The sequence below is a fragment of the Flavobacterium sp. ACN2 genome, assembly GCF_002303885.1.
Lineage (GTDB): Bacteria > Bacteroidota > Bacteroidia > Flavobacteriales > Flavobacteriaceae > Flavobacterium.
The window spans coordinates 128707-137037 of record NZ_MRCM01000018.1; the positions used below are offsets into that span (position 1 = coordinate 128707).

The window sequence follows — 8331 nt, forward strand, 5'->3', positions numbered from 1 at the left end:
AAGTTTTTTTCAAAAAGAAAACCTTCAAACTTTTCAATTTGAAGGTTTTACGTATGCTTTTCATTAAGATTAATCTAAACCAGCAAACTGAAAAGGTTTTGTTTCTTTGAAGTTTAGAAGAGAATCGCCCGCATAGTTTTCATTATTGGCGAGACTCAATTTCTTGATTTTTCCTTTTTCGCTAAAATCAATTTTACTGAATTCGACCCAAATAACATTCGGATTTAAAACATTGTCAAAATAATAAACCAAGTTTTTCTGGTCAGCTACCGTTCTCCAACGCGTAGAGGAGATATTAGGTTCAGTTTCAGACGAAATCCCAAGAGGAACAGAACAGTTTCGAATTACACCAAAAACACTAGCCAAGGCCGTTCTTGTATTATCAGTCTTTGGGATTGCATCAATATAATAGGAAGCTCGTACAAAGCGATCTGCTGCACGGTTCGTTCCTGGAAGCATGATTGTGCCTGGAATTCCTTTCCAATACGCATTTATAGCCAATTGCTGGTCAAAAATCGGAGAATTGGTCATTGTCACATACTTTCTATCATGATGAATAACCAGTTTGCCATTTATATATTCAAAAATGGCATTGTCTCCACTAGAATCGGAAATAGATAAATGGACCGTAGCAAAAATATTGGTTCCTGGAATGTGTGAAGAGGCAATTACAAAATCGTTTTTTTCTAATGCCGATACTGTTTCTGCAACAGTCGAAAAATTATCCAAAACATATTGAAGCCATAAAGAAACAGCCAAACCTTTTACTTTTCCGTTTTTCTCAAATGCAGGATATTGCGATTCTACCAGCCACAAAAGATTCCCTACAAGTCCTTTTTCGTTCATTCCATCAGAAGAAGCAATATCCCAAGAACTCGTAATGACACTTCCGTATTTGGATTTCCATTTAATAGAACTCGTTCCAGCTTCTCCAGCTCTTTCAATTCCGCGAGGAAAAATCCATAAATTGGCAGGAATTTCTCCACGCCAATCCATTGAACGTGCTGTAATAATTGTTCCGTTCAAACCTTCGTAAACAACTCTTGTACAAGGAAGAACAGTTTCGGTTATTAATAAAGTAAATGCAAGTAGGGCGGGAAAAATTCTGTTTTTTGGCTTCATAAAATTTTTAATTTTAATTAAACGTTTAATTTGAATTTCATCAGTTTTTACTGCAATTTACGGAAATTTTAATTCAATATTTTGAATATCAAATTAATACTAAAAGAAAAGCGCCAAGAGAATTCTTAGCGCTAATTTTTTTGATTCTAAAGTGAAATACTTTTTTCGATATTAATTTGTTCCAAAAACGACTGATCGTGCGAAATCACAATTAAAGTGCCTTGGTATTCATTGATGGCCGCAGTAAGGATTTCGATATTTTGAATGTCCAAATTGTTTGTTGGCTCATCTAGAATGATAATTTCTGATGCTTCGTCGCTAATCGTTAGACAGCACAGCATTAAACGCATTCTTTCGCCACCGCTTAACGCATTACAAGGCTTGTCCCAATCATTTCTAGAAAATAAAAAACGATTTAATCTCATTTTGATATCGTGTTCTTCCAAACCAGAATCGTTAAAAATCTCAGCTTGCTCATAAATTTTCAAGTTTTGATTTAATAAAGAATAATCCTGATCAATATAAATTGCTTTTTTTGCTAAAGAAGTAATTTGCCCTTTTATTGGATTCAACTCGCCCAGAATAATTTTAATTAAAGTAGTTTTTCCCGAACCATTTAATCCCTTTATTACCAAGCGATCACCAGACAGAATTTCAAAACTTAGATTTTCATTCCAAAGATCTTTCTCGCCATAACTATAATTGATTTCTGAAGCTTTAAAAAGGGTTTTTCCCTTAAGAAAAGAAGTGTTATTAAAACCAAATTTCATTTGATCTATAGCGGGAAGCGACGAACGCAGGTTTCTTAAATCTTCAGAAATGCCGCTTATTTTTTCCCCATGAACATCCTTGATCTTTGAACTGCTTTTTTCGGCTTTATTTCGAAGCGTATTCATCATAATTCTAGCAACACCCGATTTTTCCTGTTTCTTTTTTCCTCTCGAATCTAATTTGTTTTGGCGTTCGATACTTTCTCGTTCTTTTTCTTTCGCTTTTTTCAATGCCTTTTCTTTGCTCTGAACGTCTTGTTCTAAAGCATTATTTTCTACTTTTTTCTGTTCGCTGTAAAAATCATAACCGCCACCATAGACCAAAATTTCATTTTTTGTCATTTCTAAAGTCTTATTCAGAACATTAAGCAAAGTTCTGTCGTGGCTTACAATTAAAAGCGTGATTGAGGCCGATTTGATAAAATCGTACAATAATGTTCTTGCCGCAAAATCCAAATGATTACTAGGTTCGTCCAATAAAACCAAATCGGGTTCATGAATCATGATTCCAGCCAGAAATACTTTTGTTTTTTGTCCGCCGCTTAAGGTTTCCATTTTCTGGTTCAAATCCAGATCATGCAATTGCCAATAGGAGAGAGCTTCATTACAGCGTTCTTCAATTGTCCAATCATCATCCAGTAATTGAAGATTTTCTTCGGTTACTACACCTTCAAGTATTTCTTTAAGTGAAGCTATTTTTTCCTTTATTTGTAAAGCTTCAGCAATCGTCAAGTTGTTAAACTGACCGAATAATTGCGGAACAAAATAAGGTTTAGAATCTTGAATGATTTGCCCTGAAAAGGGTTGTAATTCGCCAGCAATAATTTTTAATAAGGTTGATTTTCCGACACCATTATTTCCGACCAAAGCGGTTTTGTCGTGATTATTTAGCGTAAAGCCAATGTTTTGAAACAGCATGTCTTTATTCTCATGCTGATAAGAGATATTTTGAAGAATAAGCATAATTCCTTTCTTTTATAGATAAATATTCTAGCCATCACAAAATCGTGATCGCTTACTCAATTTTCCTGAAAGAAATTATTTTTCACATACAGCACTGCTTATTTAAGAAATGCAAAGATATTTATTTTAGTTTTAAAAATCAAAAAACCATTCTTTACAATTGTAGTGAATGGTTTTTTGTATCAAATTACAAGGTAATTTGTATTCTAAATTTTATCAAATGTTAGTTTGGCTTCTTTGGTATCTAAAATTAATTTATCATCTGTGATCGTGCTTTCACAAACATATGGTGTTCCAACTTCGTCTTTAATAACAAGTTTTTTACCTTTTTGGCTTAACGCGTAAGTTCCGTCTGTGATTTCACGAAGCAAATATCCAGTAACATGCCCGTCTTCAGTAAAAGTAAGCATCCCATTGGTTAAAATTGCATTTTTTGTAGAATCAGAAACGGTTTCTTTTGGTTCTACAGCACTAACTTTCCATGAATTCACAAGCTTGTCTCTTTTACGATGACATGAAACAATTAATACAACGACAGCAATGGCAATTACGAGGGTAAATAATTTTGAGTTTTTCATGATTTTGTGATTAAAAGTTAAACAGGAAAAAGTTACAAAAAAAAATAACATTAAAATATTCGTAATCAAATATTTATAAAGATTTTTTTTACTTCTAAAAATGAATTGCTTTTAATACAGAAAGTCTTTGTTTTCGGGACTTTTACTGATAACCAGTTGGTTACGAGTTAACGATTAAAATCGTCTTAATTGGACAAACTGACTTTTAGAGGCTACTAATTAAGTGTTAAAGCTCCTAAAATTTCCTCGTACATGAATGGACCTCCAGGATAAGTTGCGGTATAATCCAGATTCATCCAAACCTGTCCGCGCTCGTCTATGTGATAGTGTAGTTTTTTGCCGTAGCTTTCTTTTACAAAAAGAACGTTTTTGATTAAATAATTGACTTTTTCTAGATCAATCATCGAACCAATTAAAATTTCGGGATAAATGTGCCCTTTGGTATGAATAAGGCGAGGAGTTCCGCCAATAGAGCGCACGGCAGCAGCCATCAAAATAGAGTGATCATCGCAATCGCCTGAGAAATACTCAAGTGATTCGCTGGCGGTTGCGATATAATCACCGTCTTTTGGATCGTTTACATAATTCCATCTGCCGTTTATTTCTTTAAAAACAGCAAAACACTGAATTATGGTACGATAATCTGAATAGCCTCTAATGCCTTTAAAATGCTTTGTAGTTGCCATAATAGCAAAGTTTCGCACTTTAGGATTTTGATATTCAATAGCATTTAAAATCTTTGATTTATTAGGAAATGGAAGCAGTTTTGCCACAATAATATCCTGCGGATACGGATTGTCTGACATGGTGTAAATCATAGAATTGTAATCTTCAGAGATTTCGTTAAAACCATAATTTCCAATTACCGATCCGTAAAATAGAATCAACAAATAAACTGCAACACACAGAATAATAATTGTTCTAAGATACATCAGAAGAAAAAACACAGTTGCAAAAACAAAAATAAAGATGAATACACGATCTAGATTGAATGCCCATTCTAAATCGATCAAATTTTGATGCAGTATGATGAAAATCGGTATTGTGATCAAAAGACTCAACAGCGAAATAATAATCCTATCCCACGGCGATTTCACCTGTAGTTTGGATTTTAAATGAGGTAAGTCAATTTTAGGGAATTTCATCATACGAATCAAAAAGCAGTATTTACAATGCTTTTACTGTTTCTACAAAAATACTTTTTTTATCAATAATTCCCAGATCAAATAATTGATTTTGAATTTTATTAAAAGATTTTTCTGTCAAATTTTTCTGTGACCACTGAGTCAGTTTCAACCATTCTTTAATATCCTCTGCTTTTTGATTAAACAGTTTAGATAATTTCTTGTCAATTTCTGGGATTTCTTTAAAATCAACCGTTGTTTTGTTGATGATTTTAAGAATCGTTTCTACTGCTTTTGCATTCTTTTTTAAGAACTCATCGCGTCCTACAATAATAAATGAAGGCCAAGGAGTAGGGCAGTCGTCAATTCTTCTAAAAACACCTTTATCTACAAGTGGTTTAGTCATAAAACGTTCCCACATAAAATAATCGGCTTTTTTATTCGTCAAAGCATCAACAGCACCATCTATAGTATTTACAATTTCAAATTCAAGATCGTCCATTTCCCAGCCTTGCTCATTTGCATTTACATAAGCCATTAATTGCGATCCCGATCCTAATCTCGAAATAGCTGCTTTTTTGTTTTTAAGATCTTTCAACGTCTGAAAATCAGATTTTGCATCAACGTGAATTCCCCAAATTAAAGGAGATTGTACGTAAACCTGAACAATTTTGCTCGGATTTCCAGCTGAAATATCTTTTAGAATTCCTTCGGTTAAAATAACAGCAAGATCTGTTTCTCCGTCCCGAAGCATTTGGCACATTTTCCCGGTTCCCTCGGGTACATTTGTCCATTGTAAATCGATGTTCTCTTCTTCAAATTCGCCGTTTTCGATACATAGATGCCACGGCAAATTGAAGTGTTCCGGAACACCCGCAATTTTGACAGTTTTCATTTATTTTAAGTTTAAGTTAAGTTGCTTGGTATGCGTATGCGTAATCTTATGGTTAAATTTGGTTAGTTTCTTTGTTCGTCAAAATTGTTTCAACACATACAAACATGGCTATGTTTTAAAGTTTGGTTTTTCTATTATTTTAAAAGCTATGTCTTACGTGTTCAAGTTAAATTTTATTTTTAATTTTTTAATAAATCTGCTCTGTGCTTTTCTGAAAGACAAGGTTCTGCAAATTCAATAATGTCTTGTGATTCATATTCGTTCAAAAGGCTTCTTACCAAAGAATAATCAATGTCTTTGGTAATTTCTGCTGCAAAAAATGTTTCATTTAATCCTTCAGACAGACAATTTAGCGCTTTTAATTTCTCCCGAATGATTTCTTTATCAAAACCCTTTTCTAAAACCGCAACCTGAATAATTGAGTTTCCAGAATTCTGAATCGTTTTTCTATGCATAAAACGTTCTTCTGTTTCGTCATATTCTGCATAAAAAATGTCATCCGTAGCAATCAAAGGTCCAAAGAACGGAATATTATCCAATTTAAAAAGTCCTTTTTCTAGATCTACAATTTCTGCCCACATGGTTTCAGACACTACTTCATCTAGATAATCACTATAGTATTTAAATAATATTTTCTTATGAGTTTCCTGTTCCATTATTCAATTTCGCTAATTACAGCTTTTAAAGGTGATATTACAATTCTATAGCCATCTGGATCCTGAATCATTTTTCCGTTTTCATTCCAAAACGGATTCAGCGAAGGTATAACTGCAATATTCTGTTGCGTTAATTTATTTACTAATTTATCATAATCTGCAATAGTTTTAGGATATAATACCATTGCGTCATCTTCATCAAAAGTATGTTTGGCCGTGACTTTAGATTGCGTAAACTCAAAATGCCAGTCTAAGCCTGGTTTTCCAATAAAAACGCCATCATAATTATTATGATTTTCAAATCCGCCCAATCGTTCAAACCCGAGTATATCCACATAAAAATTCTCCATTTTTTCTAAATCATTCGTATGTCGTGCCAATCGTAAAAACATAAATGCTATGATTTTATTTGATTAATATGATGTTCTAAATGCTCTACATAATCGGTCATCAGAAACCTTAAATCAATTACAGATTCATCGCTTAAAATGATTTTATAATCTAAAGTATTTTTGTCAACAGATTTCATGATTCTAACAATCTGATTATTTAATGAAAACCACAACTGAGTTAGTTCCTTAATATCTGTTTTCTGATACTGATTTAAATTTACTAATTCGATCTGATTATACGGTCTGTGACGATATGGTTTTTCCGAATAATTAATCTCTGTAAAACGTACCAGATTATGGATTGCAGAATCTACCAAATGACCTAAAACCTCTTTCTTAGACCATTTACCAGGATTTTTTGCGTCTAAAGTTTCATTCTGTATTGTTGGAATATAATTTACATTCTCATTCAATAACTGTTCAAATTTGAGAATAACACTTTCCATCAAGATGTTAATTAGTTTCCTGCTAATTTATTTAATGTATAAGCAATTAGTTCATCTACTGCTTTATACGGATCTTCACTGAAAGTTCCGCTAGCACGATTTGCAATAATAGCATTAAGCGATAAAGCATTGTGACCTAGTAGAGCCGAAAGCCCGTAAATTGCCGCTGTTTCCATTTCTAAATTAGTGATTTTAGTTTCATTAAAACTAAAATTATCCATTTTGTTATTCAATTCTTCATCTTGAATATTCAAACGTAAAACTCTTCCTTGAGGACCGTAAAATCCTCCAGCTGTTGCCGTAATTCCTTTAAAAATTTTATCTGATTCTATTAGTTTTTCTAATTTTTCAGAACATTGCGTTACGTAAGGTTTTCCTTTTTTTGGATCCCAGTTCGTATGTGCTACAAATGCATCTTCAATTTCGGTAATAGAAACATCGTCAATTAAATAGGAGCGAAGCATATTGTCTAATCCCAACCCAAATTTTGACATTACAAAGCTATCAACTGGAATATCTTCCTGCAAAGAACCCGAAGTTCCAATTCTGATAATATTTAAAGAAGTCAATTTTTCTTTTGGCTGACGCGTTTTCAGATCAATATTTACTAACGCATCCAATTCGTTTAGTACAATATCAATGTTATCAGGGCCAATTCCTGTAGAAACTACCGAAATTCTCTTTCCTTTATAAATACCTGTTTGTGTTTTAAATTCTCTTTTTTGAGCAGAATGTTCGATTGAATCGAAAAATTGAGTGATTTTTTCTACTCTATTTTGGTCACCAACAAAAATAATGTCGTGCGCTATATGTTCAGGACGAAGGTTTAAATGGTAAACGCTTCCGTCAGGATTTAGTATTAATTCTGATGATTGAATCATTTTTTTTTAAGTTTCTAAGGTTCTATTTTTTAAATTTCAATTTTTAAATTCCAAATTCCAAGACCTAATTTTTGATTTTCATTTTTAAATCTAGAAAATTTGGAATTTGGATTTTATTTTTTGGAATTTTATCCTCCTACACGTTTGGTTTTGAATCCTTTTTCTTTTAGGATTGCCATAATTTTATCTCTATAATCGCCTTGAATTATAATCGAATCGTCTTTAAAAGTTCCTCCAACGCTCAATTTGGTTTTAATTTCTTTGGCCAAGATTTTAAAATCTTCATCAGAGCCTTCATAACCTTCAATTATAGTAGTTGGTTTTCCTTTTCTTTTTTCAAATTTACAAATCATTGGCTCTTTCTGAACATAAAGAACGTGTTCTTGTTCTTCAACTTGTTCAGGTTCATTCGATTCTAGGTGATCTGGAAATAAGTTTTTTAATTGATCTTTAAAGTCCATATTTTTTTATTCTAAAAATAAATTTCAAGCATAAAGATATTTA

General features: G+C 32.6%; 10 protein-coding genes. All 10 read right to left on the minus strand.

Annotated elements, in window-relative coordinates; translation table 11 throughout:
- Positions 1–69 precede the first annotated feature (69 nt).
- The gene (locus BSF41_RS19805) at positions 70–1122 is read right to left on the minus strand and encodes a linear amide C-N hydrolase (RefSeq protein ID WP_095931227.1); all 1053 of its coding nucleotides are present in this window, start codon (positions 1120–1122) and stop codon (positions 70–72) included.
- Between the two features lie 146 nt (positions 1123–1268).
- Positions 1269–2855 (minus strand): ribosomal protection-like ABC-F family protein, encoded by a 1587-nt coding sequence (gene abc-f / locus BSF41_RS19810; RefSeq protein ID WP_095931228.1) that lies wholly within the window; start codon positions 2853–2855, stop codon positions 1269–1271.
- A 206-nt stretch (positions 2856–3061) separates the two neighbouring features.
- A complete protein-coding gene (locus BSF41_RS19815) occupies positions 3062–3433 on the minus strand; it encodes a hypothetical protein (RefSeq protein WP_250836136.1) in 372 nt (123 codons plus the stop codon).
- Positions 3434–3648: 215 nt separating this feature from the next.
- Positions 3649–4581 (minus strand): transglutaminase, encoded by a 933-nt coding sequence (locus BSF41_RS19820; RefSeq protein WP_095931230.1) that lies wholly within the window; start codon positions 4579–4581, stop codon positions 3649–3651.
- 19 nt (positions 4582–4600) lie between these two features.
- Positions 4601–5452 carry a substrate-binding domain-containing protein gene (locus tag BSF41_RS19825; protein WP_095931231.1) on the minus strand — a complete coding sequence of 284 codons (852 nt, stop codon included), beginning with the start codon at positions 5450–5452 and terminating at the stop codon, positions 4601–4603.
- A gap of 179 nt (positions 5453–5631) precedes the next feature.
- Positions 5632–6108 (minus strand): DUF4265 domain-containing protein, encoded by a 477-nt coding sequence (locus BSF41_RS19830; protein WP_095931232.1) that lies wholly within the window; start codon positions 6106–6108, stop codon positions 5632–5634.
- Complete coding sequence (locus tag BSF41_RS19835) at positions 6108–6500, minus strand: VOC family protein (protein ID WP_095931233.1); 393 nt, start codon at positions 6498–6500, stop codon at positions 6108–6110. The genes BSF41_RS19830 and BSF41_RS19835 overlap by 1 nt, the downstream gene beginning before the upstream one ends.
- 5 nt (positions 6501–6505) lie before the next feature.
- On the minus strand, positions 6506–6946 hold the full coding sequence (locus BSF41_RS19840; RefSeq protein WP_095931234.1) for a DinB family protein: 441 nt from the start codon (positions 6944–6946) through the stop codon (positions 6506–6508).
- A gap of 11 nt (positions 6947–6957) precedes the next feature.
- Positions 6958–7827 carry a nucleoside phosphorylase gene (locus tag BSF41_RS19845; protein ID WP_095931235.1) on the minus strand — a complete coding sequence of 290 codons (870 nt, stop codon included), beginning with the start codon at positions 7825–7827 and terminating at the stop codon, positions 6958–6960.
- A 128-nt stretch (positions 7828–7955) separates the two neighbouring features.
- Positions 7956–8288, minus strand: coding sequence for a translation initiation factor (locus BSF41_RS19850; protein WP_095931236.1), 333 nt, complete (start codon positions 8286–8288; stop codon positions 7956–7958).
- Positions 8289–8331 lie beyond the last annotated feature (43 nt).